The organism is Ideonella azotifigens (assembly GCF_021043325.1).
GTDB lineage: Bacteria > Pseudomonadota > Gammaproteobacteria > Burkholderiales > Burkholderiaceae_C > Ideonella > Ideonella azotifigens.
This window is the reverse complement of sequence record NZ_JAJNKD010000004.1, coordinates 419,725-443,612: the sequence shown is the minus strand read 5'-3', so window position 1 is coordinate 443,612 and position 23,888 is coordinate 419,725. Positions and strand designations below refer to the sequence as shown.

Sequence of the window (23,888 nt, the reverse complement as noted above, 5' to 3'; positions counted from 1 at the left end):
GGTCTGCTCCCCGGTTCAGAAGCTGTGCTTGATGCCGGCAACGAAGCCCCGCGGGTCGGCATCGCGCCCCGCACCGCCGACACGAGCCGAGCCCGTCGCCAGTGCGAGGTTGGTATTCGCATCGTTGTCGACTCCGCCGTAGGAGGCGTAGAGGTTGCTCCGCTTGGAGAGAAGGTAGTTGTAGGAGAGGCCGTAGTTGATGGCTCGGCCGGAGGGAGTGTTCAAGTGCTCGAAGCTCGTGCGTGCGACCTGGGTCCATAGCACATGCTGGCCGAAGCTGGCGCTTGCGCCGATCCAGCAAGCGCGGGTGTTGTCGACGGCGCCGGTCGTTGCCGTCACGGGATCGGTGCGCCAGCAGCCGAGATTGGCTGCGTAGGCCGCGAGCTTGTACTCGACGCCGAAGCCGCCCTCGTCGAAATGCCCTGCGGCCTGTGTAGAGGTCGCCAATAGCTTGCGGCGCTGCAACGAGACAGTCGCGAAGAGGTCGGGCCGGCGATAGTCGATCGACCCGGCCATCAGCTTGCCAGCGATTCCTTCCCCGGCCGCAATGGCCGCGCGCCCGATGAAGCCCGACCAGGCTGGCGAGTTGTAGAACACACCGTTGTTGATGCGTGCCTCGCGCAGTTGGCTTGCGACCGAGATGGTGCCCGGCAAGCCGTACCGATTTCGGTCCGACTGGATGATGGTCCAGAAGCCCGGCGAATAGTCCCGGCCCAGCAGCACTTCGCCAAAGCGGCCCTTCAGGCCGACCACCGAGCGCCGCGCCCAGAACGCCGAGGCCGGCTCGCCGTAGGTGACCGTGGTGCCGGTATCGAGACCGAAGCCGGTCTCGGTGTTGAAGATCGCCTGCAGGCCGTCGCCAAGGTCTTCACTCGCGCGAAAGCCCAGGCGCGAGTTCCATTGGTGCCCCGAGTCCACGGCCTTGGTCCAGTGCGCACCGGGTGCGCCGGTCTTGGACACCAGCACGCCGGCATCGACGATGCCGTAGACCGTGACCTGATCCTGCGCCAACGTTGGTTGCAGGCCGGCACAGACGAACAGCGCCGAGGCTGCCGAGAACGGCGCCATGCGCCTGCCGAATGCAAAGGTCATCGTGTCTCCTGGGTGAGTTTTTTCGCTGGCTGTTTGGGGGTGCATGCAGCTCGAGGCCAGGGCAAGGAGCATCGCTGCGCTAGCGCCAAGTGGCCATTCAGTATGTGCAGCGAGGCAATACGTTTTGCCAATACCGCCCACCGCAATCTGGGCGATTCCACCCTATTGCGCCGCGCGCCGGCCCAAGGTGTCTCCATCGACAAAGAGCTTGCAATGGACACAACCCTGGGTCATCGCAAACTGGAGGTAAGCGTCCGGCCAAGTCAGCTCGGCCTGAGGCATGCGGCTGACGCCGCACTTCAGGAAGCGGGCGCCCAGCGATGCGGCAACAACTCGCCGATGCGGCTGGCCGGATGCGTCGGCAGCCGCTCGAGCGCGTCCTTGAAGTACGCATAGGGCTCGTGCCCGTTGATGCGCGCCGAGTGCAGCAGGCTCATGATGGCTGCGGCCCGCTTGCCCGAGCGCAGGCTGCCGGCGAACAGCCAGTTCGACCGGCCGATGGCAATCGGCCTGATGTGGTTCTCCACCCAGTTGTTCGAGATCGGCACATCACCGTCCTGGACGAAGCGGGTGAGTTGTGTCCAACGCTTGAGGCTGTAGTCGATGGCCTTCATCGTGGCCGAGCCGACGGGTACCAACCGCCGCTGTTCGAGCAGCCAGCGATGGAAGACGGCCAGCACCCGTCGTGACTTGCGCTGGCGGATGCGCCGTCGCTCGTCGCCGGGCCGGTCTTCGATCTCGCGCTCGATCCTGAACAGGCACTGGTGGTAGCGCCGGGCCTTGCGGCCCACCTCACTGCGGTGGTTGGCCCACAGGTCGTTGAATTTCCTGCTGGCGTGGGCCATGCATTGCGCCGAGGTCACACCCTTGGTGGTGGCCGCGTTGTAGCCGCTGAAGCCGTCGGTGAGCAACGTGCCCTGCCGGGCCTGTGGGGTGTCAAGCTTGAGGAACTCGCGCACGCTCTCGCCGCTGCGGCCTTCGCTGAACTCGAACACCACCCGCCGAAGCCCCCGTTGCCGTAGCCAACGTCGGCGCGCTTGCCGGCGGTAAAGCCGCCAGCCCCGTGGCCGCTTGCGCCACCAGTGGCCTCGCGGGGGTGGGTCAGCCAGGGCTGGGGAACAACCTGAAGATGCCCGGGCATCTGCTTGAATGTACGCGCCTAACGACGGCTCATGCCGCGTCCGACACAGGTGCGGCAACACTGCGCAGCACATTGATGAACGCCTGCGCGGCTGGTGTGAGAACCTCATCAAGCCTTGTGATCAGGCCGTAATCCGGCATGCGCGTCGGCAGGGCCACCGGTATGCGAGCCAGCAGGCCTTTCTTGACGTATTTGTCCACGAGTGCCGCTGGCTGCAACGAAAGCATGTCGGTGCTCTGCATCAATGCCATCGCGAAGAGGAAGGAGGGTGTTTCGACCACGCCTGAGCTGAGCGCCAGTCCGGTATTGCCCAATGCCTCGTCCGAAACGCGTCGCAAGGCTGTCGAGGTGGGGTAGAGGATCCAGGGCCAGTGCGCCAGCTTCGCCAGTTCCAGATCGGTTGCGGCACGAAGCGGGTGATGAACGCCCGCGACCACGTCCAGCATCTCGCCGGAAAGGCGTTCGTATTGGAACTGCGTTTGCTGGGATTCTTCGGTGAAGCGGCCGATCATCAGGTCGATCTTGCGCTCGGCCAGCCAGACGATCAGTTGGTCGCTGCTGTGCTCCAGGATCTTCAGCACCAGCAGCGGCCGCAGGCGCTGGATCTCGGCGACAGAGGCGATCAGCAGGTGAGCGGCCGAACCGGTGATGGCGCCTATCGTCAGGTGGCCATGACCTCCCTGCCGCAGGGCATTGAACTCGTCCACGAATTTGCGGTGCCCGGCCAGTGCGCTGGCCGCGTAGCGCAGCGTGAACAGACCCAGTTCATTGGGCCGCATGCCGCGCGAGAGCCGCTCAAACAGCCGCGACTCCAGCATCTCCTCGATGTCCATCAGGATCTTGGTAGCCGCCGGCTGGGTGATGTGCATTTGCTCGGCGGTCAGGCGCAGGTTGCGCGTGTGGCCGAGGATGTCCAGGAACTGCAGATGCCTGAAGCGCAGGCGAGAACAGGCCTGTGCCATGGACAAGGGTTTGCCCGTAAAGGTGTCTGGAGTCATAACTGTCTGGAATGGATGCTAGCAAAAAATTGAATAGACCCGCGGCCGGCGCAGACCTAATCTGCGCCGGCGCTGAAGGGGACCGACACAGATCCACCAAGGCGCCGCCGATGGCCCGCTGGGTCCGTCGCGTCCACTTCAAACCATCGGAGACAAGCATGAAGTTCAAGACCCTCGCCCTGGTCGGCGCGCTGCTGGCCGTGCTGGCGGTACCCGTGGCTGCACAAGTCAAGGAACACACTTTCAAGGTCGGCATCGGGCTGAGCGACGACCATCCCCAGGCCGTGGCGGTCAGGTATTTCGGTGAGCAACTGGCCGCCAAGAGCGGCGGCAAGATGACGGTCAAGCTGTTCTCCAGCGGCTCGCTGGGCAACGACATCAGCATGACCTCAGCGCTGCGCGGCGGCACTCTGGAGATGACCGTGCCCGACAGCTCGACGCTGGTCTCGATGGTGAAGGCTTTTGGCGTGATCAATCTGCCACTGACCTTCAATACCGAACTTGAGGCCGACGCGGTGCTGGATGGTCCGGTCGGACAAAAGCTGCTGGCCACGCTGCCGGACAAAGGCCTGGTGGGCCTTGGCTATTGGGAGAATGGCTTTCGTGATGTCACCAACTCACGTCGGCCCATCACCAAGGCCGAGGACTTGGCGGGCCTGAAGCTGCGCGTGATCCAGAACCCGCTCTTCCTGGACACCTTCAACACCCTGGGCGCCAACGCCACGCCGCTGCCGTTCACCGAGCTCTACTCGGCGATGGAGCAGGCCGCGGTGGACGGCCAGGAGAACCCGCCTGCCACCATCCTCGCCAGCAAGTTCTACGAGGTGCAGAAGCATCTGGTGCTGTCGCACCACATGTACAGCACCTGGGTGTTGCTGATGTCGAAGAAAACCTGGGACGGCCTGTCTGCCCAGGAGCAGAAGATCGTGCAGGACGCGGCCCGCGAAGCCACTGCCTACGAGCGCAAGACCATCCGTGCTTTCGGCGACAAGGCGCTGGGCGAGTTGAAGAAGCTTGGCATGCAGGTCACCGAACTTCCGCCCGCGGAGCAGGCCAAGCTGCGCGCCAAGCTGCAGCCGGTAATGGCCAAGTACGCCAAGGAATTCGGCGAGGCGACGACCGCGGAGATGATGGCCGAGCTGGCCAAGGTCAGGGCCGGCACGAAGTAACGCCGGAACGTCCCGGGCGGTGCGGCCTCCGGGCTGCACTGCCTTGCCTTGCCCCCATTCCTGCTGCCTGCCCACGCTGCCATGGACAAGATGCCCCGCCGCCCGTTTCGGTCACGTGATTGGTTCGCCGACCCGGCGCGATCCGACATGACCGCGCTGTATCTCGAGCGTTTCATGAACTACGGGCTCACGCCCGAAGAGTTGCGTTCCGGTCGCCCCATCATCGGCATTGCGCAGACCGGCAGCGACCTGTCGCCCTGCAACCGCATCCACCTCGACCTGGCCAGGCGGGTGCGCGACGGCATCCGAGACGCCGGTGGCATTCCGATGGAGTTCCCGGTCCATCCGATCTTCGAGAATTGCCGGCGGCCCACGGCCGCGCTGGACCGCAACCTGGCCTACCTCGGCCTGGTCGAAATCCTCTACGGCTACCCGATCGACGCGGTGGTGCTGACCACCGGTTGCGACAAGACAACGCCGGCTGGCGTGATGGCGGCGTCAACGGTGGACATCCCTGCCATCGTGCTTTCGGGCGGGCCCATGCTGGATGGCTGGCACGGGGGTGAACTGGTCGGTTCGGGGACTGTCATCTGGCGCAGCCGCCGCCAGTTGGCTGCGGGCGAGATTGACGAAGAAGAGTTCCTGCAGCGCGCCTGCAGCAGCGCTCCGTCGGCGGGTCATTGCAACACCATGGGCACGGCATCCACGATGAATGCGGTGGCCGAGGCGCTGGGCCTGTCGCTGCCTGGCTGCGCCGCAATTCCGGCACCCTATCGCGAGCGTGGGCAGATGGCTTACGAGACCGGCCGGCGAATCGTCGGGATGGCGCATGAGGATCTGCGGCCTTCCCGCATCCTGACGCGAGAGAGCTTCCTCAATGCGCTGTCGGTCATCAGTTGCGCGGGCGGGTCCAGCAATGCGCAGGTCCACGTGATGGCCATGGCGCGCCATGCCGGGGTCGAACTGCATGCCAGCGACTGGCGCACCCACGCGCATGACCTGCCGCTGCTGCTGAACATGCAGCCTGCGGGCCAGTTCCTCGGCGAGCGCTTTTTCCGCGCCGGTGGTGTGCCGGCGCTGATGTGGGAGCTGCTGCAGGCCCAGCGCCTGCATGGCGATTGCCTCAGCGTGACCGGCCGCAGCATGGCCGAAAACCTGCAAGGCCGCGAGACCCACGACCGCGAGGTCATCAAGCCTTTCGACCAGCCGCTGATGCACGAGGCTGGCTTCCTGGTGCTGAGCGGCAACCTGTTCGACTTTGGCATCCTGAAGACTTCGGTGATTTCCGAGCGCTTCCGGGCACGCTACCTGAACCGGCCCGGTGCCGAAGGTGTCTTCGAGGCCAGGGCTGTGGTGTTCGAGGGTGCTGAGGACTACCACGCCCGCATCAACGATCCGGGTCTCGACATCGATGAAGCTTGCATCCTGGTGATGCGAGGGGCGGGTCCCATCGGCTGGCCGGGCTCCGCCGAGGTGGTCAACATGCAGCCGCCTGACGCGCTGATCCGCCGTGGCATCACCACCTTGCCTACGCTGGGCGACGGCCGCCAGTCCGGCACGTCTGACAGTCCGTCCATTCTCAACGTCTCACCTGAAAGTGCGGTTGGCGGCGGCCTGAGCTGGCTGGCAAGCGGCGACATGATCCGCGTGGATCTGAACACCGGCCGCTGCGACGCCTTGCTGGCACCGGAAGAGATCGCGCGCCGCCGCCGCGAACTGCCCGCACCGCCGGTGCCACCCAGCCATTCGCCCTGGGAAGCGCTGTACCGCGAAAAGACGGGCCAATTGGTGGATGGCGCGACGCTTGACTTCGCGCTCGCCTACCGCCGCATCGCCGAGAACACCCCCCGCCACAACCACTGAACTTCTGTCCTTGCCGGCGCCGCCGTACTCGCACGGGGCTGCCGCATTGCCGTCCCCTGATCGCTTGAAGGAACCCGCATGAACGCCCTGACCACCCTGGCTGCCGATCTCGCCGCCATCCTGCCCGCCGACGGCTTGTCTGGCACACTCGTGGCCCGGGTCTGGCGCAGCGATGGCATTGCCGGTCCGGCCGTGGTGGCCTTGCGCGAGCACGGCGTGTTCGACCTGAGCACGCAGTTCCCGACCATGAGCACCTTGCTGGAACGGGATGGTCCGGCTCAGGCTGTGAGCCAGACGGCAGGCGAGCGCCTGTGCAGCGTGGAGGCTCTGTTGGCCAACAGCCGAAGCGGCGCGCGCAACGAGGCGCTGCCGTGGCTGCTGGCCCCTTGCGACCTGCAGGTCGTGAAGGCTGCGGGCGTGACCTTTGCTGCCAGTCTGGTGGAGCGGGTGATCGAAGAGCAGGCAGGTGGCGATGCCAACCGTGCCCAGAGCCTGCGCGCCCAGGTCAATGCGTTGCTCGGTGAGCGCCTGGCCGACATCCGGCCCGGGTCGCCTCAGGCCATGGCATTGAAAGCCCTGCTTCAGGAGAAGGGGCTGTGGTCCCAGTACCTGGAGGTTGGCATTGGCCCGGATGCCGAGGTCTTCACCAAGGCGCCGGTGCTGGCCTCGGTGGGCTGCGGCGAGGACATCGGCGTGCGTGCCGACTCGGCCTGGAACAACCCGGAGCCTGAAGTGGTGCTGGCGGTCAACGGCCGTGGCCAGATCGTCGGCGCCACCCTGGGCAATGACGTCAACCTGCGAGACATCGAAGGCCGCAGTGCGCTGCTGCTGGGCAAGGCCAAGGACAACAACGCCTCGTGTGCCATCGGCCCCTTCATCCGCCTGTTTGATGCCGGTTTCAGCCTGGACGACGTGAGGCGCGAGACGGTGCACCTGCGGGTGGCTGGTGTCGACGGCTTTGAACTTCGCGGCATCAACACCATGGCGAGCATCAGTCGTGACCCTGGCGAACTGGTGGCGCAGACCCTGGCGGCACATCAGTACCCCGATGGCTTCATGTTGTTCCTGGGCACTCTTTTCGCGCCCATCGAAGACCGCGACCAGCCCGGCAGTGGCTTCACCCACAAGCTGGGCGACGTGGTCACCATCCACAGCCACTGGCTGGGCGGCCTGCACAACCGCGTCACCCACAGCGAGACGGCCGCTCCCTGGCAATTCGGCCTGCGCGCCTTCATCAACAACTTGGCCGCGCGGGGCTTGCTGAAGGACGGCACGCTCTGAAACCGCCCGTTCACATGGCGACGGCAAAGACCGTCACGGAGACAACATGATGAAGAAACTGCTCGACGGCTATTGCCGCGGCGTGGAATGGGTGCTGGTGACCTTGCTGGCGCTGATGGTGTTGCTGGTGTTTGGCAACGTGGTGCTGCGCTACGCATTCAACTCCGGCATCGCGGTCTCGGAGGAACTCTCGCGCTGGTTCTTCGTCTGGCTGACCTTCCTGGGCGCCGCGGTCGCCGTGCGCGAGCGCGCCCATCTGGGCTCGGACATGCTGACTTCGCGGCTAGGCCCTACCGGCAAGCGCATCTGCCTGGGACTTGGCCAGATCCTGATGTTGTGGGCCACCGCACTGCTGCTGTCGGGCTCCTGGCAGCAAGCCAGGATCAACTGGGACGTCGAAGCCCCGGTCACGGGCGCATCGGTGGCCATCTTTTACGCCGCTGGCATCGTGTTCGCCGTCTCCACCGGGCTGATGCTGCTGGGCGAATTCTGGCGCACCGTCTCGGGTCGGCTGAGCGAGTCCGAACTGGTGATGGTGCAAGAGTCGGAGGATCTGGCGCAGATCGAAGAACTCCAGCTCGACCGCAGCCAGACCTTCAAAAAGCACTGAGCGGCGGAGACACATCATGACGGTTCTCATCTTCCTGGGTGCCTTGCTCGCTGCAATGGCGCTGGGCATCCCCATTGCCTATTCGCTGCTGCTCTCAGGCATGGCGCTGATGGTTCACCTGGACATGTTTGACGCCCAGATCCTGGCGCAGAACGTTGTCAATGGCGCCGACAGCTTTCCGCTGCTGGCGGTGCCTTTTTTCATGCTCGCTGGCGAGATCATGAACGTCGGCGGCTTGAGCCGGCGCATCGTCAACCTGGCCTTGGCGCTGGTGGGTCACAAGCGTGGCGGACTGGGCTTCGTGGCCATTGTGGCGGCCTGCCTGTTGGCTGCACTCTCGGGCTCGGCGGTGGCTGACACGGCGGCGCTGGCTTCGCTGCTGCTTCCGATGATGGTGGCAGCCGGCCACGACAAGGCTCGCGCTGGCGGCCTGATCGCCTCGGCCGGCATCATCGCCCCGGTCATCCCACCCTCGATCGGCTTCGTGGTGTTCGGCGTGGCGGCCAATGTGTCGATCAGCAAGCTGTTCCTGGCCGGCATCGTGCCGGGCTTGTTGATGGGCCTGTCCATCGCACTCGCCTGGTGGTGGGTGGCGAAGAAGGAAAACATCCCGCCGCCGCCCAAGGCCAGCTTGGCCCTGCGTTTGAGCGCCCTGAAGGAATCGACCTGGGCGCTGGTGCTGCCGGTGATCGTGGTGGCAGGGCTCAAGTTGGGCGTGTTCACCCCGACGGAGGCGGCAGTGGTTGCTGCGGTGTATGCGCTGTTTGTCGCAACGCTGGTGTATCGCGAGATGAGCCTGCGCCAACTGCGCGAGGTGTTCGTCAGCGCGGCCAAGACGACGGCCGTGATCATGTTCCTGGTGGCTGCGGCGATGGTCAGCGCCTGGTTGATCACGGTGGCAGACATTCCGAGCAAGATGATCTCGCTGCTGCAGCCGTTCATGGGCAACCAGACGCTGTTGATGATCGCGATCATGGCGCTGGTGATGGCGGTGGGCACCGCGATGGACATGACGCCGACCATCCTGATCATGACCCCGGTGCTGATGCCGGTGGTCAAGGCAGCGGGCATCGACCCGGTGTATTTCGGCGTGCTGTTCATCATCAACAACGCGATCGGTCTGATCACGCCGCCGGTGGGCACGGTGCTCAATGTGGTGGCCGGCGTGGGCCGCATGAAAATGGATGAAGTCACCCGCGGTGTTCTGCCGTTCATGGCAGCCCAGTTCGCCATGATGTTCCTGATGGTCTTCTTTCCCTGGCTGGTCACCGGCCCGGCGAAGTGGTTTGCCAACTGATATCAACGCCATGCGCATCCACATCACCGGCGCTTCCGGTTCCGGCACTTCCACATTGGCGGCAGCCTTGGCCGAGCGACTGGGTGCGGCCTGCCTGGATGGTGACGCCTACTACTGGCTGCGGCCAGAACCCCCATTCCTGGACAAGCGGCCGGCCGACGCGCGGCGGGCGATGCTTTCGCGCGACCTGCAAGCCGCGCAGCACGCGGTGCTCGGTGGCGCCATCATCGGCTGGGGCACCGAGGTCGAAGATGCATTCGACCTGATCGTCTTTCTCTACCTGGATGCGCCCATCCGCCTGGCGCGGCTGCGCGAGCGTGAACTGCAACGTTTCGGTGCAGTGGATGAAGCCTTCATCGAATGGGCCGGTCAGTACGACCAAGGCCCGTCGGAAGGCCGCAGCCTGGCGAAGCACCGGGCCTGGCTGGCGGACAGGACCTGCCCGGTGCTGGCACTTCATGGCGACCTATCGGTGGAGGCGCGGGTCGAGCGGGTGCTGGCAGGACTGAAGTCTCACGGCCTGATGTAAGGCCCCGCGCGGCGCTTCGTCTCGCGGCGCTGGATTGATCTTGCGCAAGCGCTGAACCGGCCCGTTGCCTCAGCATGCGAGTCACGTCCAGCATGCATTCAGGCGATGTCCGCCCAGTGTTGGCGGGAGCTTGCATGATGAAACCGCTGGTCCAGGGTGGGCCAGACTTCTGGCCGGGTGCACAAGCCAAGCGTGGCCCGGAGCATGTGGCTGCGCCGGACGTGGCGCCGCAGCCGGTCGAGGCTTCACTGCGCCTGGGTGGCCTGAGCTGCTCGGCCTGCACGATGACCATCGAGGCCGCGCTGCGCCAGGTCGACGGCGTGCTGCAGGCGCATGTCAGTGCCGTGTCGGCCTGCGCCACGGTGCGCTGGAACGGCGCGCGCACGGACGTGCCGGCGCTGATCCGGGCGATCGAGCGTGCTGGCTACCAGGCGGTGCCGGACACGGCGGCCGGCGCACGTGCGCTGCGCCAGCGCGAGGCGCGCACGGCGCTGTGGCGACTGTTCGTGGCCGGCCTGTGTGCGATGCAGATCATGATGCTGGCCACGCCCTCCTACGTGGCGGGGCCCGGCGAGCTGGCACCGGACCTGAAGCATTTGCTGGACTGGGGCAGTTGGCTGCTGGCACTGCCGGTGATGGCGTTTTCCGCGACGCCGTTTTTCCGCGGCGCCTGGCGGGCCTGGCAGAACAAGCGCATTGGCATGGACGTGCCCGTGGCGCTGGGCATCGCGGTGGCCTTCATCGGCAGCAGCGGCGCCACCTTCGATCCGGGCGGCCTGTTCGGCGACGCGGTGTATTTCGATTCGCTGACCATGTTCGTGGCCTTCCTGCTGGGCGGGCGGCTGCTGGAGATGCAGGCCAGGCACCGTGCAGCCGTTGCGCTCGAAGACACCCTGGCCGGTTTGCCCGAGCGCGCGCTTCGGGTCCGGGCTGATGGTGGCGTGGAGACGGTGCCGGTGCACCAACTGGTGCGGGGCGACGTGCTGCGCGTACCGGCCGGGCAGGCCTTGGTGGCCGACGGTGTGCTGTTGGAGGGCCACACGGCGGTGGACGAATCGCTGCTCAGTGGCGAGTCGACGCCGGTGGCCAAGGCGCCTGGAGACAGTCTGGTGGCCGGCAGCGTCAACGGCCATGCGGCATTGCTGATGCGGGTCGAGCGCGTGGGGGCGGACACCCGTTATGAGGCCATCGTTGGGCTGATGCGCCAGGCCCAGACGCTGCGGCCAGCCTCGCTGGCCAGCAGCGAGCGCTGGGCCGGCCCGTTCCTGTGGGCGGTGCTGCTGGTGGCCGGCGCAGCGGCGCTGGCCTGGCAGGCCATTGACCCCGCGCGTGCGGTGTGGGTGGCCGTCTCGGTGCTGATCGTCACCTGCCCGTGTGCGCTGGCGCTGGCGGCGCCGTCGGCGCTGCTGGCTGCCGCCGGTGCCATGGGCCGCCGCGGGCTGCTGCTGCGCCGGCTGGACGCGATTGACGGCCTTGCCAGGGTGCAGCTGCTGTGCATCGACAAGACCGGCACCTTGACCGACCCGCGGCAGCAGACGCTGCGGCTGCAGCGCCTGGCGCCCGATGCGCGCTGGGACGACGCTGCGCTGATGCGCATCGGTGCGTCGCTGGCCGGCTGGTCCAGCCATCCGGTGGCCAGGGCGTTGGTGGCCGCAGCACCGGGACCTGCCCATGGCGGCTGCTGGCAGTCGCCCTCGGAAGTGGTGGGCAAGGGGCTGCAGGCGCTGGACGCGCAGGGCCGGGCCTGGCGGCTGGGTGTGGCCGGCTGGGCGGGTGCGCTGGCGAGTGAAGCCCAGCAGCGTGGCGCCGCCACGCTGAGCGTGGACGGCCAGGCGCTGGCCTGCTTCGAGTTGCAGGAGCAGCCGCGGCCCGGCGTGGTCGACTGCCTGCGGCAGCTGCAGCAGGGCGGATTGAAGGTGCTGCTGCTGTCTGGCGACGACCCGGCGCGGGTCGGCCGCTTTGCCGCCAGCGTGGGCCTGGCCGACTGGCGCGGCGGCATGGCACCCGAAGACAAGCTGCGGGTGGTGCGCGAAGCCCAGGCCGCCGGCCTGCGCGTGGCCATGCTGGGCGACGGCATCAACGACGCGCCGGTGCTGGCGCAGGCCGATGTTTCGGTGGCGATGGGCGAGGGCGCTGGTGTGGCCCGCTGCGAGGCAGACGCGGTGCTGGTCTCCAACCGCCTGCAGGACCTGGCCTCGGCGCGCGAACTCGCGCGCAAGACCCGGCGCGTGATGCGCCAGAACCTGGCCTGGGCCGTGGCCTACAACGCGGCCAGCGTGCCGCTGGCGCTGCTGGGCTGGCTGCCGCCCTGGGCCGCCGGCCTCGGCATGGCCGGCAGCTCGCTGGTCGTCGTCTTCAATGCGCTGCGCCTGGCCCGCTGAGCGGCTTCATCCAATGGACATCCTCTACCTCCTGATCCCGCTTTCGGCACTGCTGGTGCTGGGCCTGCTGGCCGTGTTCGCCTGGGCGCTGCATGGCGGCCAGTTCGATGACCTGGAACAGCAAGGCGAGCAGATTCTGCTGGACGACCGCGCCCCCGATTGACAAGCATCAAGCCCCGAGGGGGGCGGCCAGCAAAGAATCCTTCTGTCGACATTCGACTGGGATCGGAGGACTCTGATGGTGGCAATGCGCGAGACGCCCGGCACGGTGAACTACACCGACGAAACGGTGCGTGGATTTGCGCTGGCGGCGGTGCTGTGGGGCGTGGTGGGCATGACGGTGGGGGTGTTGATCGCCGCCCAGCTGGCCTTTCCTGACCTGACCTATGGCATCCCCTGGCTCAGTTATGGGCGGCTGCGGCCGCTGCACACCAATGCGGTGATCTTCGCCTTCGGCGGTTGTGCGCTGATGGCCACCAGCTTCCACGTCGTGCAGCGCACCTGCCAGGTGCCGCTGTTCCTGCCGTGGCTGGCCAAGTTCGTGTTCTGGGGCTGGCAGGCGGTGATCGTGCTGGCTGCGGTGACGCTGCCGATGGGCTTCACCCAGGGCAAGGAATACGCCGAGCTGGAATGGCCCATCGACCTGCTGATCGCCGTCGTGTGGGTCGCCTATGCGGTGGTCTTCTTCGGCACGCTGGGTGTGCGCAAGGTGCGCCACATCTACGTGGCCAACTGGTTCTTCGGCGCCTTCATCCTGGCTGTCGCGCTGCTGCACATCGTCAACAGCGCGGCCATGCCGGTGAGCTTCTGGAAGAGCTACTCGGCCTACGCTGGCGTGCAGGACGCGATGATCCAGTGGTGGTACGGCCATAACGCCGTGGGCTTCTTCCTGACTGCCGGCTTCCTCGGGATGATGTACTACTACATCCCCAAGCAGGCCGAGCGGCCGGTGTACTCGTACCGCCTGTCCATCGTGCACTTCTGGGCACTGATCTTCACCTACATGTGGGCAGGCCCCCACCACCTGCACTACACGGCCTTGCCGGACTGGGCGCAGAGCGTTGGCATGCTGTTCTCGCTGGTGCTGCTGGCGCCGAGCTGGGGCGGGATGATCAATGGCGTGATGACGCTGTCGGGCGCCTGGCACAAGCTGCGCGACGACCCGATCCTGAAGTTCCTGATCGTCGCCCTGAGCTTCTACGGCATGTCGACCTTCGAGGGTCCGATGATGTCCATCAAGACGGTGAACGCGCTCTCGCACTACACCGACTGGACCGTCGGCCACGTGCACAGCGGTGCGCTCGGCTGGGTGGGCTTCATCTCGATGGGCTCGCTGTACTACCTGATCCCGCGCATGTACGGCCGCAAGGAGATGTACAGCGTCAAGGCCATCTCGCTGCACTTCTGGATCGCCACGCTGGGCATCGTGCTCTACATCGCCGCGATGTGGATTGCCGGCGTGATGCAGGGCCTGATGTGGCGTGCGCTGAACACCGACGGCACGCTGGTCTACACCTTCGTCGAAGGTGTCAAGGCGACCTGGCCGTTCTATGCGATCCGCCTGCTGGGTGGTCTGTTGTACCTGTCCGGCATGGCTGTGATGGCCTGGAACGTGGTGATGACCGTGCGCAGCGGTCGTCCGGCCCCGTCCCCCATCCCCCGTCTGGTCCAAGCTTGAGGAGCGCCTTGTGAGCACCCATTCTCCCGTCAGCGGCCACGAGCGCATCGAGACGAGCAACTTCTTGATGATCGTGCTGATCCTGCTGGTCATCGCCGTTGGCGGCATGGTCGAGATCATTCCGCTGTTCTTCCAGCGTTCCACCACCCAGCCGGTGACCGGGTTGCAGCCGTACTCGGCGCTACAGCTGGTCGGCCGGGACGTCTACCTGCGCGAGGGTTGCTACAACTGCCACTCGCAGATGATCCGCCCGCTGCATGCCGAAACGCTGCGCTACGGCCACTACTCGATGGCCGGCGAGTTCGTCTACGACCATCCCTTCCAGTGGGGCAGCAAGCGCACAGGGCCCGACCTGCAGCGCGTGGGTGGCAAGTACAGCGACGAGTGGCACCGCCTGCACCTGGCCGGCCCGCGCGACCTGGTGCCCGAGTCCAACATGCCGGCCTACCCCTGGCTGGAGACGGCCGCCATCGAGCCGGCCAGTGTGCCCCCCAGGCTCAAGGCCATGCAGCGGCTGGGCGTGCCCTACACCGACGCAAATGTGGCCGGCAGTGCCGAGGCCGTGACAGGCAAGACCGAGCTCGACGCGCTGGTGGCCTACCTGCAGTCGCTGGGCACGCACGTCAAGTGAATTGAGGGACACCATGGACATCAACGACATCCGCAGCCTCGTGACGCTGCTGAGCCTGGCCCTCTTCATCGGGCTGATGGTCTGGACCTGGCGCCCGGCGCAACGCGCCGCGCACGAGGCTGCCGCCCGCCTGGTCTTTGAAGGGGATGACGGCCCTCTCTCCGCTGCCGCGGTGGCTGAAGATCACACGCGAGGGAGCCGGGCATGAGCGACTTCATCAACGCAGGCTGGGGCTACTACGTTGCCGCAGTCACCGTGCTGGGCCTGGTGGCCTGCATCGCGCTGCTGCTGATCGCGGCACGCCGCCGCGTGATGGCGCAGGACAACACCACCGGCCACGTCTGGGACGAGGACCTGCGCGAACTCAACAACCCGCTGCCGCGCTGGTGGATGTGGCTGTTCATCCTCACGGTGGTGTTTGGCGCCGGCTACCTGGCGCTGTACCCCGGCTTGGGCAGCGCGCCTGGCCAGCTGGGCTGGAGCAGCGTCGGCCAGTACAAGGAAGAGCAGGCGGCAGCCAACGCGGTCACCGCGCCGATGTTTGCTGCGTTTGCTGCCAAGACTGCGCCCGAACTGGCCCGGGACCCGCAGGCCATGGCGGTGGGCGAGCGCCTGTTCGCCAACAACTGCGCGGCTTGCCATGGTTCGGATGCGCACGGCAGCAAGGGCTTTCCGAACCTGACCGACCAGGACTGGCTGTGGGGCGGGGCGCCCGAGCGCATCGAGGAGACCATCCGCGAAGGCCGCGTGGGCATCATGCCGCCGATGGTGGCAGCGGTCGGCAATGCCGACGAGGTGCACCAGGTGGCGAACTACGTGCTCAGCCTGTCCGGCAGCCCGCACGACAGCCTGGCTGCACAGCTCGGCAAGTCCAAGTTCGTGGCCTGCGCAGCCTGCCACGGGCCGGATGGCAAGGGCAACCAGGCGCTGGGCGTGCCCAACCTCAGCGACAAGGTCTGGCTGCACGGCTGGGGTGAAGACGCGGTGGTGGCGATGATCAACAAGGGCAAGACCAACGTCATGCCGGCGCACGGCGAGCGCCTCTCGGCGCAGCAGATCCACCTGCTGGCCGCCTACGTCTGGGGCCTGTCCAAGTCCGGCCCGGTGACGACGGCCACGGCCACAACTTCCGCCACGCCGTAAGGCAAATCAAGGCAAGCTGCATGACCCGCGTCATTCCCATCGTGCCAGCCCCGGGTGACGCTGCGTCCGCAGCGGGCGAGGGCGAGATGGTCTCGCTCTACCAGAAGCAGAAGAAGATCTACCCGCGCTCGGTCAAAGGCGGTTTCGCCCGCTGGCGCTGGCTGATGGTGTGGCTCACGCAGGCCTTGTTCTATGGCCTGCCTTGGCTGTCGATGAACGGCAGGCAGGCGGTGCTGTTCGACCTGTCGGCGCGGCGCTTCTACATTGGCCAACTGGTCCTGTACCCGCAGGACTTCATCTACCTCACCGGCCTGTTGGTGCTCAGCGCCTACGGGCTGTTCTTCTTCACCACCGTGGGCGGCCGCCTGTGGTGCGGCTATGCCTGCCCGCAGACGGTCTACACCGAGATCTTCCTGTGGATAGAGCGCCGCTTCGAGGGCGAACGCGGCGCCCGCATGAAGCTGGACGCCGGCCCATGGACGCTGAACAAGCTCTGGCGCAAGGGCGGCAAGCACGTGGTGTGGGTGCTGCTGGGCCTGTGGACAGGCTTCACCTTCGTGGGCTATTTCACGCCGATCCACAGCCTGTGGACCGAGGCCTTCACGCTGGACTTCGGCCCCTGGGAATGGTTCTGGGTCAATTTCTACGGCCTGGCCACCTACGGCAACGCTGGTTTCCTGCGCGAGCAGGTCTGCCAGTACATGTGCCCGTACGCGCGCTTCCAGAGCGCGATGTTTGACAAGGACACGCTGATCGTCAGCTACGACAGCGCTCGCGGCGACCCACGCGGCACGCGCGCCCGCGGCACCGACCTGGCGAGCGCCGGCCTGGGCCAGTGCATCGACTGCAGCCTGTGCGTGCAGGTCTGCCCGGCCGGCATCGACATCCGCGAGGGGCTGCAGTACGAATGCATCGCCTGCACCGCCTGCATCGACGCCTGCGACGGTGTGATGGACAAGATGCACTATCCGCGCGGCCTGATCCGCTATGCCACGCAGAATGCGCTGGCCCGGCAGGAACCGCATCCGGACCTCACCAAGCCGCCCAAGCCAGCGCTTGACCTGCCGCACCTGCTGCGGCCCCGGGTGCTGATCTATGGCGCGGTGCTGATCGTCATCGCCGTCGCGTTTGTCACCAGCCTCAGTCTGCGCCGCACGCTGAAGGTGGACGTGGTGCGCGACCGCGCCACGCTGGCGCGCATCGTTGAAGACGGCCTGGTCGAGAACGTCTTCCGGCTGCAGTTGATGAATGCCACCGAGCAGCCACAGCGCTATCACGTGGCAGTGCAGGGCATTCCCGGCGCTGTGCTGTCCGGCAGCCCGGAGGTCAGCCTGCTGCCTGCCGAAGCCCGCTGGGTGACGCTCGCGGTGCGGGTGCCGCCCGAGCAGGCGGCGGCCTTGAAACCGGGCGCCCACCCGATCCGTTTCGAGGTGTCGCCGCTGGGCGCCGCGGGTGCCGCGGTGAGCGAAAAGTCCTCGTTTGTGATCCCCCGCTGATTCCGCCAACAAGGAGACAAGCCATGAAGGCAAGGCCCATCGAACAGTTTCAACCGACCTTGCCCTGGTGGCGGGTGCCCACTGCCTGGATGGTGTTTGGCGGCCCCGCCCTCGTGGTGGTGGCGAGCTTCGCCACCTTCGGCCTGGCGCTGCACGGCCGGGACCGGCCGCTGCTGGAGGCGGGCAGCGCAGAGCAGGGGGCCACGACCGATGCCATGCAGGCGCGCAATCATGCTGCCAGCCCCGCACGCCGTTGAGGAAGACGAGCCGGAGGAGCGCACCGTCGCTTTCCGGCCCAGGCTTCGCAGCAGGCTGCTGCTGGTGCTCTGGCCTGCATTCGTGATGGCGGGCCTGCTCGCCGGCCTGATGTTCGCCTTCGTGGACCCCGGCAGCGTGCACGACCTGCCAGGCAGCGGCGAATCCGAATGGTCGCGCAACGCCATCTGTTCGCTGGCATTCCTGGTCTTCTGGGTCACGACCGCCATTTCGTCGGCCGCTACTTTGTGGCTGGTGGGCGGCTTGCGGCGCGAGCGCGAGGCGGCGCCCGAATGACCGCTGGCGCCGCGGAGCGTGTCACGCAGGGGGGTGGCACCGCCGCGGCTCGGCTGGATCAGCCGTGCGCGTTGTTTACCAGGCGCTGCAAGGCCTCGGGGTCCAGCACGTCGATCTGCCGCTGGCGTACCGCCAGCACGCCGTCTTCCTGGAACTTCGAGAAGCAGCGGCTCACGGTCTCCAGCTTCAGGCCCAGGTAGGTGCCAATCTCCTCGCGTGTCATGCGCAGCACAAGTGACGAGGGCGAGAAGCCGCGCGCCTTGAGCCGCTGCGAGAGGTTCAGCAGGAACACTGCCAGGCGCTCTTCGGCTCGCATGCTGCCCAGCAGCAGCATCACGCCATGGTCGCGCACGATCTCGCGGCTCATGATCTTGTGGAACTGGCGCTGCAGGCCGGGGAATTCGCGCGAGAGCTGCGTGAGCTGGCTGTAGGGAATCACGCAGACCTGAGAGTCCTCCAGCGCCACGGCGTCGCAGGCATGGTGGTCGTTGCCAATGCCGTCCAGCCCCAGCAATTCGCCTGCCATCTGGAAGCCGGTGACCTGGTCGCGTCCGTCTTCAGGCGTGATGCGGGTCTTGAAGAAGCCGGTGCGCACCGCGTAGACCGCTTCGAACGGATCGCCGTGGCGAAACAGCGTGTGGCCGCGGCGCACGCTGCGGCGGGTGGCAACCATGCCGTCCAGGCGTTGCAGTTCGTCGTCCGGAATGCCCACCGGCAGGCACAGCTCGCGCAGATTGCAGTGTGAGCAGGCCACATTGGGCTTGGCCTGGGCGGCGCAGGCATCGGTCAGGGGAATCATGGCGGGGCAGTCTTGATGTGAGACAACAAAGGTCCGGGACCTGATTGTTCAAGCCCGGCTGCTGTGGGCGCTTGCGCCAGATCAAGCCGGCCAAGGCCGGTGCCGGGCAGCATGCCGGGCATGACAGTCCTTTCGTCGACCTCCGCTGGCGCAGAGCAGGCGTCGCCGCTGCTGCCCGAGGCCTTGCTGCGGCGCTTCGACGCCCCCGGCCCGCGCTACACCTCCTACCCCACGGCAGACCGCTTCGTCGAAGCCTTCGGCCCGGCCGAGTGCCGCCGAGCGCTGGCGTTGCGCGGCGGCGGCGCGGCGCTGGGCGGGCCGCTGTCGGTCTACGTGCACATCCCGTTCTGCGAGTCGGTCTGCTACTACTGCGCCTGCAACAAGGTCATCACCCGCCACCACGAGCGCGCCACCGAATACCTGCAGGCGCTGGACACCGAGATCGGCCTGGTGCGCGCCGCACTGGGCGACGGCCCGTCGGCTTCGCAGCTGGTCTCGCAGCTGCACCTGGGCGGCGGCTCGCCGACCTTCCTGTCCGACGAGGAGCTGGGCCGCCTGCTGGCCTCGCTGCGCGCCGCCTTCGGCTTCACCGAGGGTGCGGAGCTCTCGATCGAGGTCGACCCGCGCACCGTCAGCGCCGAGCGCCTGGCCCACCTGCGCACACTGGGCTTCAACCGCATCAGCTTCGGCGTGCAGGACTTCGATCCGCAGGTGCAGCAGGCGGTGCACCGCGTGCAGCCGTTCGAAAGCGTGAAAGCCTTGATGGTCAGCGCGCGCGAACTGGGCTTCGCCTCCATCAATGCCGACCTGATCTACGGCCTGCCGCAGCAGACGCCGGCCAGCTTCGCGCGCACCATTGCGCAGATCGGCGAACTGCGGCCGGACCGCCTGGCGCTGTACGCCTATGCCCACCTGCCGCAGCGCTTCAAGCCGCAGCGCCGCATCGACACCCTGCAGCTGCCCAGCGCCGCGCAACGTGTGGAAATGCTGGGCGGTGCCATCGCCGGCTTGCTGGGTCGCGGCTACACCTATGTGGGCATGGACCACTTCGCGCTGCCGGACGATCCTCTTGCCGTGGCCAAGCGCGAAGGTCGGCTGCACCGCAATTTCCAGGGCTACAGCACCCAGCCCGATTGCGACCTGATCGGCCTGGGCGTGTCGGCCATCGGCCGCGTGGGCGCGAGCTACCACCAGAACGCCAAGACCCTGCCCGAGTACTACGACGCGCTGCGCCAGGGCGAACTGCCGGTGCAGCGCGGCGTGGCGCTGGTGAGGGACGACCTGGTGCGGCGCGCCGTCATCATGGCGCTGATGTGCCAGGGCCGGGTCGACTTCGAATCCATCGAACTCGCTCACCTGATGGACATGCGCAGCTACTTCGCCACCGAGCTGCAGCAGCTGGCGCCGCTGGCCGAGGCAGGGTTGGTCGAGATCGAGCCGGATGCCTTGCAGGTCACCGCCACCGGCTGGTACGTGGTGCGCGCAGTGGCCATGGTCTTCGACCGCTACCTGCAGACCGACCGCCAGCGCGAGCGTTTCTCCAGGATGATTTGAGCGCCTGATGACCGCTGCCATGTTGCCGCTGGTGCTTGCTGGCCTGGCCATGGGCGTGGCTGCTTCGCCGCACTGCGCCAGCATGTGCGCCGGGCCGTGTGCGGCGCTCACCGGTGGCTGCGGGCGCAACCTGGCCGGCTTCCAGCTGGGCCGGCTCGTGGGCTACATGGCTGGCGGTGCGCTGGCGGCGGCCAGCGTGGCGGCGCTGGGTGCCTGGAGCCAGGCCGTGCCGGCGCTGCGGCCGCTGTGGGTGGCGCTGCACCTGGCGCTGCTGGCGCTGGGCCTGTGGTGGCTGTTGACCGGCCGCTTGCCGGCTGCCTTGCTGCGCGACGGCGCCAGTCCGGTGCGCTGGGTGGGTGGCCGCCGCCGGCCCTGGCGCGCCGGCCTGGCCGGGCTGGGTTGGGTGGCGCTGCCTTGCGGCGCGCTGCAGGCCGGCTTGTTGCTCGCCACATTGGCGAACGATGCCTTGGGCGGTGCGCTGGTGATGGCCGCGTTTGCGCTGGGCTCCATGCCCGCATTGGCGCTGGCGCCCTGGCTGTGGACCCGCTGGCAAAGCTGGCGCGGCCAGCGCGTCTCGCCCGTGCTGGCGCAGGCCTGGGGCTACCGCATGGCCGGCGCCGGCCTGGTGCTGGGCTCGGGCTGGGCGCTGAGCCATGGCTTGCTGGCGCAGTTCGCTGCCTGGTGCGTGGCCTGAGAGCCTGAGAAGGTGCCCCGCGGCCAGGGGCCGGGGAGAGTCAGGCCTCCCCCCATCAGCCGGCACCAGGAGGGCGTTTTCGGGAGAGGTGGGGAACACAAGCCGTCGCTAGTCTTCCAGGCATCGACCATGGAGACCACGCCGGCATGACCAACCCACCGCAATCCAGCCAGGGCGCCTCCGCAAACGCCGGCAAGCGCCCTTCGATGGCCCTCTATGCGCTGACCATCGGCGCCTTCGGCATCGGCACGACCGAGTTCGTCATCATGGGCCTGCTGCTGCAGCTGGCGGCGGACCTGAAGGTCACCGTGGCCACCGCAGGCCTGCTCATTTCCGGTTACGCGCTCGGCGTGTTCGTGGGAGCGCCGCTGCTCACGGCAGCGCTGAGCAAGGTGCCGCGCAAGACGGCGCTGCTCGCGCTGATGGTCATCTTCACGCTCGGCAACCTGGCCTGTGCGCTGGCGCCCAGCTACGCGGTGCTGATGGTGGCGCGGGTCATCACCTCGCTGGCGCACGGCACCTTCTTCGGCGTGGGCGCAGTCGTCGCCACCAGCGTGGTGCCGCCGGACCGAAAGGCCGCTGCGCTGTCGACGATGTTCACCGGCCTGACGGTCGCGACGCTGCTGGGCGTGCCGGTGGGTTCCTGGCTCGGGCTGAACTTCGGCTGGCGGGCTACGTTCTGGGCCGTGTGCGCCATCGGCCTCGTCGCGATGGCGGTCATCGCGCTGTTCGTCTCGGCGAGGGAGGCGGGCTGCGGCAGCGGCGTGTCGCTGAAGGAGGAACTGAAGGTGCTGGGACGGCTGCACGTCGTGCTCGGGCTCGCGGCCACCGTGTTCGGCTTCGCCGGCGTGTTCGCCGTGTTCACCTACATCCAGCCGCTGTTGACCCAGGTCACCGGCTTTGTCGAGGCCACGGTGTCGGTGATCCTGCTGATGTTCGGCGTCGGCATGATCCTCGGCAACGTCATCGGCGGCCGGCTGACCGACCGCGCGCCGGTGCGCATGCTGCTCGGCTCGCTGGCCGCACTCGCCACCGTGCTGGTGCTGATGGGGTTCGCGATGGGCCACCACCTCACCGCGGTGCTGTTCGTCGGGCTGCTGGGCACCGGCGCGTTCGCCACCGTGGCACCGCTTCAGCTGCGCGTGCTCAGCAAGGCCGAGGGGGCCGGGCAGAGCATGGCGTCCAGCCTCAACATCGCCGCCTTCAACCTGGGCAACGCGCTGGGCGCCTGGCTGGGCGGCGTGGTGATCGACCACGGGCCCGGCCTCGCGCACCTGCCCTGGGTGGCGGCCGTGCTGACGCTGGGCGGCCTTGCGGTGGCGGGCTACAGCGTGTGGCGTGAGCGTGCCGCAGCGCTGAGTGAGTCGTCATTCACCGCGAATCAGCGCAGCGCGTCCAGCAGCAGCGCCTGAAGCAGGTAGCAGCGCTTGTCGGCCTCGGAGCTCTGGCCTTCGAGCTGGTCGGCCAGCGTGTGGCCCGGATGCGCGCCCGAGGCCAGGTCCTGGCAGACCGGCACGCCGGCCTCGCTGCGGATCTGCTGCACCAGCGCGGCTGGCAGGCCCTCGCAGGCCAGCGCCTCATAGAAGCGGCCGAGCAGGCGCAGCGTGGGTTGCAGGTCCTCTGGCGTGCCGGTCTGCCACTGGCTGGGGCGCACCAGCGCCACCTGTGCGCCCAGCGCCAGCGCGGCACGGCGCAGCAGGCCGGCGCCTTGGGTGGGGTCGGCCGCACTGTCTTCGCACAGCAGCCCGAGGTTCAGGCCACGCAGCGGTTGCGAAGCGGTGCCGGCCGCGGCCGCCCGTTGCAGGCTGCGCGCGCTGGCCAGCAGTGTGGCCTGCCGGGCGGCGAGATTCGCGGGAGGCAGCGTCTCGGGCATGGGGGACGGAAGGATGTGGGAGCGGGCAGGCATGGGTTGCGGGGAGGTGCGGCGCAAGCCTTGATTGCGCGGAGGCCCAGCCTAGCGGCGGCAGCGCGGCGCGCATTTGAGCGGCGTCAAGCCCGCCGCCGCCGGCCTGCCTGATACGCGGTTGACACGGTCTGTTGACCCACTGTTACCGAGCGACGCGGGCCGTTGATGCCTGTGTTGCAGGCGCTGCCTAGCATTCATCTCAACCTGAATGCCAACGCCCTGGAGATCCCCATGCACAGCTCTGCCGCCGCCACTGCCTCTGCCATCGCCGTTCCTGCCGCCCACGTGATGGCGATGCCGACGCCCCCGGCTCGGGCCATGGCGCAAGCGCCCAAGCTGCCAGGCCTGGCGCGCACGCAGCTCAGTGCTGCTGCCCAGATCGGTGACACGCTGAGCCTGATCGGCGAGGCGCTTGCGCCGCAGCGCCGCGTGGTGCATGCAGGCGATCGCATCTACCAAGCCGGCGAAGCCTTTGCGTGCCTGCACCTGATGAACGCCGGCTTCGTGAAGCTGGTGCGCCTGTCGGCCGATGGCCGCGAGCAGGTGGTCAGCCTGAAGTTCCGCGGCGACTGGCTGGGCTTCGACGGCATTGCCCACGGCCACTATGGCTGCGATGCCGTGGCCATGGACACCGGCGAGGTCTGGAGCGTGCGCTATGACGCCCTGGTGGCCGCCAGCCTGCGCCAACCGGCTCTGCTGACGGTGCTGCACCAGGCGATGAGCCGCGAGATCACCCGTGACCGTGATTCGCTGATGTCGGTCTGCACGCTGCCTGCCGACGCGCGCGTGGCGGACTTCCTGCGTTACTGGGCCGAGTCGCTGGCCAAGCGTGGCCTGCGCACCGATCAGTTCACGCTGCGCATGAGCCGCGCCGAGATCGGCAACTACCTGGGCATGACGCTGGAGACCGTCAGCCGCGCGCTGTCGCGCCTGGCCCGCGACGGGATCATCTGCTTCGCCGAGAAGGGCCGCCGCGAGGTGCAGATCCCGGACGTGAGCGCCCTGTCAGCCTTTGTGCAGCGCTGCCTTTCGCCGGTGGCCGACGAACTGCCGGCTGCGCCTACGTTGCAGTGA

The 23,888-nt window shown here is 67.4% G+C and carries 24 protein-coding genes; 19 read left to right on the top strand and 5 right to left on the bottom strand.

Features of this window, described 5'->3' with window-relative positions:
* Positions 1–15 precede the first annotated feature (15 nt).
* From LRH25_RS12480 to LRH25_RS12470, 3 genes are all read right to left on the bottom strand, one after another.
* Positions 16–1,092: a porin gene (locus LRH25_RS12480; protein ID WP_170200813.1), complete on the bottom strand. Its 1,077-nt coding sequence runs from the start codon at positions 1,090–1,092 to the stop codon at positions 16–18.
* Between the two features lie 299 nt (positions 1,093–1,391).
* Positions 1,392–2,306 carry an IS66 family transposase gene (gene tnpC / locus LRH25_RS12475; RefSeq protein ID WP_375142168.1) on the bottom strand — a complete coding sequence of 305 codons (915 nt, stop codon included), beginning with the start codon at positions 2,304–2,306 and terminating at the stop codon, positions 1,392–1,394.
* Positions 2,263–3,195, bottom strand: coding sequence for a LysR substrate-binding domain-containing protein (locus tag LRH25_RS12470; protein ID WP_141286938.1), 933 nt, complete (start codon positions 3,193–3,195; stop codon positions 2,263–2,265). The genes tnpC and LRH25_RS12470 overlap by 44 nt, the downstream gene beginning before the upstream one ends.
* A 194-nt stretch (positions 3,196–3,389) precedes the next feature.
* On the opposite strand from LRH25_RS12470, the gene LRH25_RS12465 reads away from it, so the two are divergent.
* The 15 genes from LRH25_RS12465 (at position 3,390) to LRH25_RS12395 (ending at position 17,861) form a co-directional block, all read left to right on the top strand.
* Positions 3,390–4,400 (top strand): TRAP transporter substrate-binding protein, encoded by a 1,011-nt coding sequence (locus tag LRH25_RS12465; protein WP_141286928.1) that lies wholly within the window; start codon positions 3,390–3,392, stop codon positions 4,398–4,400.
* Positions 4,401–4,481: 81 nt separating this feature from the next.
* The gene (locus LRH25_RS12460; RefSeq protein ID WP_141286926.1) at positions 4,482–6,263 is read left to right on the top strand and encodes an IlvD/Edd family dehydratase; all 1,782 of its coding nucleotides are present in this window, start codon (positions 4,482–4,484) and stop codon (positions 6,261–6,263) included.
* Positions 6,264–6,341: 78 nt separating this feature from the next.
* Positions 6,342–7,544 carry a fumarylacetoacetate hydrolase family protein gene (locus tag LRH25_RS12455; RefSeq protein ID WP_141286924.1) on the top strand — a complete coding sequence of 401 codons (1,203 nt, stop codon included), beginning with the start codon at positions 6,342–6,344 and terminating at the stop codon, positions 7,542–7,544.
* Between the two features lie 49 nt (positions 7,545–7,593).
* The gene (locus LRH25_RS12450) at positions 7,594–8,154 is read left to right on the top strand and encodes a TRAP transporter small permease (protein WP_141286923.1); all 561 of its coding nucleotides are present in this window, start codon (positions 7,594–7,596) and stop codon (positions 8,152–8,154) included.
* A gap of 16 nt (positions 8,155–8,170) precedes the next feature.
* Positions 8,171–9,451 carry a TRAP transporter large permease subunit gene (locus LRH25_RS12445; RefSeq protein WP_141286921.1) on the top strand — a complete coding sequence of 427 codons (1,281 nt, stop codon included), beginning with the start codon at positions 8,171–8,173 and terminating at the stop codon, positions 9,449–9,451.
* A 10-nt stretch (positions 9,452–9,461) separates the two neighbouring features.
* Positions 9,462–9,980 carry a P-loop NTPase family protein gene (locus tag LRH25_RS12440; protein WP_141286920.1) on the top strand — a complete coding sequence of 173 codons (519 nt, stop codon included), beginning with the start codon at positions 9,462–9,464 and terminating at the stop codon, positions 9,978–9,980.
* Positions 9,981–10,117: 137 nt separating this feature from the next.
* On the top strand, positions 10,118–12,361 hold the full coding sequence (locus tag LRH25_RS12435; protein ID WP_231011234.1) for a heavy metal translocating P-type ATPase: 2,244 nt from the start codon (positions 10,118–10,120) through the stop codon (positions 12,359–12,361).
* Between the two features lie 13 nt (positions 12,362–12,374).
* Entirely contained in the window at positions 12,375–12,524 is a 150-nt protein-coding gene (ccoS, locus tag LRH25_RS12430; RefSeq protein ID WP_141288727.1) for a cbb3-type cytochrome oxidase assembly protein CcoS, read from the top strand.
* 84 nt (positions 12,525–12,608) lie between these two features.
* Positions 12,609–14,039, top strand: a complete 1,431-nt coding sequence (gene ccoN / locus LRH25_RS12425) for a cytochrome-c oxidase, cbb3-type subunit I (protein ID WP_141288735.1) — start codon at positions 12,609–12,611, stop codon at positions 14,037–14,039.
* Positions 14,040–14,049: 10 nt separating this feature from the next.
* Positions 14,050–14,670 (top strand): cytochrome-c oxidase, cbb3-type subunit II, encoded by a 621-nt coding sequence (gene ccoO, locus LRH25_RS12420; RefSeq protein ID WP_141288728.1) that lies wholly within the window; start codon positions 14,050–14,052, stop codon positions 14,668–14,670.
* Positions 14,671–14,683: 13 nt separating this feature from the next.
* Positions 14,684–14,878, top strand: a complete 195-nt coding sequence (locus tag LRH25_RS12415; RefSeq protein WP_141288729.1) for a CcoQ/FixQ family Cbb3-type cytochrome c oxidase assembly chaperone — start codon at positions 14,684–14,686, stop codon at positions 14,876–14,878.
* Positions 14,875–15,813 (top strand): cytochrome-c oxidase, cbb3-type subunit III, encoded by a 939-nt coding sequence (ccoP, locus tag LRH25_RS12410; protein WP_141288730.1) that lies wholly within the window; start codon positions 14,875–14,877, stop codon positions 15,811–15,813. Before LRH25_RS12415 ends, ccoP begins: the two co-directional genes overlap by 4 nt.
* 20 nt (positions 15,814–15,833) lie before the next feature.
* Entirely contained in the window at positions 15,834–17,309 is a 1,476-nt protein-coding gene (gene ccoG, locus LRH25_RS12405; protein WP_141288731.1) for a cytochrome c oxidase accessory protein CcoG, read from the top strand.
* Positions 17,310–17,332: 23 nt separating this feature from the next.
* Entirely contained in the window at positions 17,333–17,566 is a 234-nt protein-coding gene (locus LRH25_RS12400; RefSeq protein ID WP_141288732.1) for a hypothetical protein, read from the top strand.
* Positions 17,541–17,861, top strand: a complete 321-nt coding sequence (locus LRH25_RS12395; protein WP_141288733.1) for a hypothetical protein — start codon at positions 17,541–17,543, stop codon at positions 17,859–17,861. The genes LRH25_RS12400 and LRH25_RS12395 overlap by 26 nt, the downstream gene beginning before the upstream one ends.
* Before the next feature lie 58 nt (positions 17,862–17,919).
* Here the strand turns inward: LRH25_RS12395 and fnr are convergent, their stop codons facing one another.
* A complete protein-coding gene (gene fnr / locus LRH25_RS12390) occupies positions 17,920–18,660 on the bottom strand; it encodes a fumarate/nitrate reduction transcriptional regulator Fnr (protein WP_141288734.1) in 741 nt (246 codons plus the stop codon).
* Between the two features lie 120 nt (positions 18,661–18,780).
* On the opposite strand from fnr, the gene hemN reads away from it, so the two are divergent.
* From hemN to LRH25_RS12375, 3 genes are all read left to right on the top strand, one after another.
* On the top strand, positions 18,781–20,214 hold the full coding sequence (gene hemN, locus LRH25_RS12385) for an oxygen-independent coproporphyrinogen III oxidase (RefSeq protein WP_231011233.1): 1,434 nt from the start codon (positions 18,781–18,783) through the stop codon (positions 20,212–20,214).
* Positions 20,215–20,221: 7 nt separating this feature from the next.
* Positions 20,222–20,908 (top strand): sulfite exporter TauE/SafE family protein, encoded by a 687-nt coding sequence (locus LRH25_RS12380; RefSeq protein ID WP_231011232.1) that lies wholly within the window; start codon positions 20,222–20,224, stop codon positions 20,906–20,908.
* A 146-nt stretch (positions 20,909–21,054) separates the two neighbouring features.
* On the top strand, positions 21,055–22,320 hold the full coding sequence (locus tag LRH25_RS12375) for an MFS transporter (RefSeq protein WP_231011231.1): 1,266 nt from the start codon (positions 21,055–21,057) through the stop codon (positions 22,318–22,320).
* Here LRH25_RS12375 and LRH25_RS12370 read toward each other — a convergent pair.
* On the bottom strand, positions 22,290–22,781 hold the full coding sequence (locus tag LRH25_RS12370; RefSeq protein WP_231011230.1) for a Rossmann-fold NAD(P)-binding domain-containing protein: 492 nt from the start codon (positions 22,779–22,781) through the stop codon (positions 22,290–22,292). The genes LRH25_RS12375 and LRH25_RS12370 overlap by 31 nt on opposite strands.
* Before the next feature lie 264 nt (positions 22,782–23,045).
* On the opposite strand from LRH25_RS12370, the gene LRH25_RS12365 reads away from it, so the two are divergent.
* Positions 23,046–23,888, top strand: coding sequence for a Crp/Fnr family transcriptional regulator (locus LRH25_RS12365; protein WP_231011229.1), 843 nt, complete (start codon positions 23,046–23,048; stop codon positions 23,886–23,888).

Coding starts and splice junctions, on each gene's coding strand:
- LRH25_RS12480 (WP_170200813.1), bottom strand. CDS start 1,092: ATGACCTTTGCATTCGGCAGGCGCATGGCGCCGTTCTCGGCAGCCTCG.
- tnpC (WP_375142168.1), bottom strand. CDS start 2,306: ATGTGCTGCGCAGTGTTGCCGCACCTGTGTCGGACGCGGCATGAGCCG.
- LRH25_RS12470 (WP_141286938.1), bottom strand. CDS start 3,195: ATGGCACAGGCCTGTTCTCGCCTGCGCTTCAGGCATCTGCAGTTCCTG.
- LRH25_RS12465 (WP_141286928.1), top strand. CDS start 3,390: ATGAAGTTCAAGACCCTCGCCCTGGTCGGCGCGCTGCTGGCCGTGCTG.
- LRH25_RS12460 (WP_141286926.1), top strand. CDS start 4,482: ATGGACAAGATGCCCCGCCGCCCGTTTCGGTCACGTGATTGGTTCGCC.
- LRH25_RS12455 (WP_141286924.1), top strand. CDS start 6,342: ATGAACGCCCTGACCACCCTGGCTGCCGATCTCGCCGCCATCCTGCCC.
- LRH25_RS12450 (WP_141286923.1), top strand. CDS start 7,594: ATGAAGAAACTGCTCGACGGCTATTGCCGCGGCGTGGAATGGGTGCTG.
- LRH25_RS12445 (WP_141286921.1), top strand. CDS start 8,171: ATGACGGTTCTCATCTTCCTGGGTGCCTTGCTCGCTGCAATGGCGCTG.
- LRH25_RS12440 (WP_141286920.1), top strand. CDS start 9,462: ATGCGCATCCACATCACCGGCGCTTCCGGTTCCGGCACTTCCACATTG.
- LRH25_RS12435 (WP_231011234.1), top strand. CDS start 10,118: ATGAAACCGCTGGTCCAGGGTGGGCCAGACTTCTGGCCGGGTGCACAA.
- ccoS (WP_141288727.1), top strand. CDS start 12,375: ATGGACATCCTCTACCTCCTGATCCCGCTTTCGGCACTGCTGGTGCTG.
- ccoN (WP_141288735.1), top strand. CDS start 12,609: ATGCGCGAGACGCCCGGCACGGTGAACTACACCGACGAAACGGTGCGT.
- LRH25_RS12415 (WP_141288729.1), top strand. CDS start 14,684: ATGGACATCAACGACATCCGCAGCCTCGTGACGCTGCTGAGCCTGGCC.
- ccoP (WP_141288730.1), top strand. CDS start 14,875: ATGAGCGACTTCATCAACGCAGGCTGGGGCTACTACGTTGCCGCAGTC.
- ccoG (WP_141288731.1), top strand. CDS start 15,834: ATGACCCGCGTCATTCCCATCGTGCCAGCCCCGGGTGACGCTGCGTCC.
- LRH25_RS12400 (WP_141288732.1), top strand. CDS start 17,333: ATGAAGGCAAGGCCCATCGAACAGTTTCAACCGACCTTGCCCTGGTGG.
- LRH25_RS12395 (WP_141288733.1), top strand. CDS start 17,541: ATGCTGCCAGCCCCGCACGCCGTTGAGGAAGACGAGCCGGAGGAGCGC.
- fnr (WP_141288734.1), bottom strand. CDS start 18,660: ATGATTCCCCTGACCGATGCCTGCGCCGCCCAGGCCAAGCCCAATGTG.
- hemN (WP_231011233.1), top strand. CDS start 18,781: ATGACAGTCCTTTCGTCGACCTCCGCTGGCGCAGAGCAGGCGTCGCCG.
- LRH25_RS12380 (WP_231011232.1), top strand. CDS start 20,222: ATGACCGCTGCCATGTTGCCGCTGGTGCTTGCTGGCCTGGCCATGGGC.
- LRH25_RS12375 (WP_231011231.1), top strand. CDS start 21,055: ATGACCAACCCACCGCAATCCAGCCAGGGCGCCTCCGCAAACGCCGGC.
- LRH25_RS12370 (WP_231011230.1), bottom strand. CDS start 22,781: ATGCCCGAGACGCTGCCTCCCGCGAATCTCGCCGCCCGGCAGGCCACA.
- LRH25_RS12365 (WP_231011229.1), top strand. CDS start 23,046: ATGCACAGCTCTGCCGCCGCCACTGCCTCTGCCATCGCCGTTCCTGCC.